The 2,288-nt window shown below is 19.8% G+C and carries 3 protein-coding genes; 1 reads left to right on the forward strand and 2 read right to left on the reverse strand.

The annotated features are described in order from the left end of the window. Positions 1 to 73: 73 nt before the first annotated feature. Positions 74 to 928 (reverse strand): tRNA pseudouridine(55) synthase TruB, encoded by an 855-nt coding sequence (truB, locus tag ACHMP6_RS01790; RefSeq protein ID WP_412097817.1) that lies wholly within the window; start codon positions 926 to 928, stop codon positions 74 to 76. A gap of 39 nt (positions 929 to 967) precedes the next feature. Continuing rightward, complete coding sequence (gene trxA, locus ACHMP6_RS01795) at positions 968 to 1,285, reverse strand: thioredoxin (RefSeq protein ID WP_412097818.1); 318 nt, start codon at positions 1,283 to 1,285, stop codon at positions 968 to 970. A gap of 276 nt (positions 1,286 to 1,561) precedes the next feature. Here trxA and ACHMP6_RS01800 point away from each other — a divergent pair, with 276 nt between their 5' ends. Next, positions 1,562 to 1,885 carry an ATP-binding cassette domain-containing protein gene (locus ACHMP6_RS01800; RefSeq protein WP_412097819.1) on the forward strand — a complete coding sequence of 108 codons (324 nt, stop codon included), beginning with the start codon at positions 1,562 to 1,564 and terminating at the stop codon, positions 1,883 to 1,885. Positions 1,886 to 2,288: the final 403 nt, after the last annotated feature.

Raw genomic sequence — 2,288 nt, forward strand, 5'->3', positions numbered from 1 at the left:
GTAAAAAAAAATATTTTGGCTTTCCGAAAAGACATTGAAGGTTTCCAAAAAGTAAAATATAATATTCAAAATATTAAAAAAAGAATACAGGACGATATTTATTTTTTTCAATAGGATTATAATAGGCAATCCAATTTTTTTTATTATCTAAAACAATAAAAGGTTTATCTGTAATTATTTGTCTTTGATCTAAAAAAATTCCATTTTTAACTAATTTAATTAAATATTCATTTAAAAAAATTTTGTTACAGTTTGAAAATAGATCTTTAATATTTATCAAATCTTTTTCGGTTATTTCATTAATTGTTTTGCTGTTTTTTATAGAATATTTTCCTATTTTTAATCTAACTAATGATTTTAAGGCGCCGTAAGTATTTATTTTGTTCCCAATATCTCTTGCTAAGCTTCTTATGTATGTTCCTTTAGAAACTTTTGTTATAAAATTTATTTTATTATTTTCTAAATTTGAATTTATTTTTAAATAATGGATTTTTACTTTTCTTGCAGGTATTTTTATATTAATATTATTTCTTGCTAAATTATACATTTTTATTCCATTTAATTTAATTGCAGAGTACATTGGAGGGATTTGTAAATATTCTTTTTTATCGAAAAATTCAAAACTTTTTTTAATTTTTTCGTATTTTAAAATATTTTTTTTTTCTTTTATTAATTTACCTGTTATATCTAAAGTATCATAATTTTTATTAAAAATTATTTCTCCTTCATATTTTTTATCTAATTTATCAAATAAAAAGGCGATTTTGGTGGCTTTATTGATTAAAATTATAAGAAGTCCTTCTGCAAAAGGATCTAAACTTCCAGTATGACCTACTTTTTTAAAGTTAAATTTTTTTTTTATTTTCCATACTACATCATGGGATGTAATACCTTTAGGTTTATTTATTAAAAAAATACCTTCTAACATTTTAATAATTTTTAATTTCTTTCTATTAAAATTATTTTTTTACTTGTAATTGTTTAAAAATAAAATTATTTCTTCATAATTTTGAAATCCTATTTTTCTTGCTATTTCTTTTCCGTTTTTAAATAAAACTAAAGTAGGAAAATTAGTTATATTTTGTTTGGCAGTTAAAGTTGGATATTTATCTATATCAATTTTTATTAATTCAATATTTTCTTTTTTTGCAACTTTATCTAAAATGGGAGATAATTTTTTACATGGATTGCACCAATTAGCGTAAAAATCAATTAAAATCAATTTTTTATTATTAATTATTTCTTGAATATCTGTAAAATCTTTTTGTTTATTATTATTTATCATGTATTTCTCCTATATTTTAAAAAAATATTTATTTTTTAAATTTTAAATGTTCAGTTTTTTAAAAAAATAATTAAAAATAATTTACCAAACAAATTTTATATAATATATTATATAATATATCAAATATTATATAATATCTAATTGATTATAATTGATTATAAAAAAATAAAATGATTCATTATCAGTTAATTTTATATTTATATTGAAAACAAAATATAAAATTTATTATTTTTTTTAATAATAATAATTAATAAAAAAGAAAGTATATCAAAAAATATGTTCAAAATAGAAAGCATTAATAAGAAATATAAAACTAAAACAAAATTTGTTAATAATGCGATAAATAATTTATCATTAGAATTACCCTCTAATGGTATGGTTTTTATTTTAGGAAAATCAGGTTCAGGCAAGACTACTTTATTAAATCTTGTATCTGGATTAGATATAGTAGATTCTGGTAATATTTTTGTTTACAATCAACTAATAACAAAATTTAATAATAATAAATTAGATAATTATAGAAACGGAATGATTGGTTTAATATTTCAAGAACCGAATTTATTGGATGAAATAAATGTTTTAGATAAGTGCGTAAAATGATGCCTAATTATGAGTGATTTCACGTATCACGAACATCATGATAATATGTTCCTTCATATTCTTGGCTTTTGAAACGAAAGAATCAAAAGTTACAGCAAAGAATAAAAGCGGGTTGAGGAGAAATTCATATCCAAAAAGATCACGCCAGAAGAATGACTCACACGGATAACCTTATTCAAAAAAGGCTAAATGCAATAAACGGGGTAATATACAACTTAATAGAAATGAATTGTAACTGTTAATTAAAGTTATTTGAAAATTGTATTATTGGATTTTCAAAATTATCAATGTTTTTAACAAAAAACATCTTAGGGTTTTTGATAACCTAACTTTAAACCTACCTTTATAATATAAAAATATAAAAAAAATTTGATCTTCAATGTTATATAGATTGAAGATCAAA

The organism is Candidatus Phytoplasma palmae, from assembly GCF_046896035.1.
GTDB classification, from domain to species: Bacteria; Bacillota_I; Bacilli_A; order Acholeplasmatales; family Acholeplasmataceae; genus Phytoplasma; species Phytoplasma palmae.

What these genes read in the sequence shown, in the direction of transcription:
- ACHMP6_RS01800 (WP_412097819.1), top strand. Translation starts at nt 1,562, where the DNA reads ATGTTCAAAATAGAAAGCATTAATAAGAAATATAAAACTAAAACAAAA.
- truB (WP_412097817.1), bottom strand. Translation starts at nt 928, where the DNA reads ATGTTAGAAGGTATTTTTTTAATAAATAAACCTAAAGGTATTACATCC.
- trxA (WP_412097818.1), bottom strand. Translation starts at nt 1,285, where the DNA reads ATGATAAATAATAATAAACAAAAAGATTTTACAGATATTCAAGAAATA.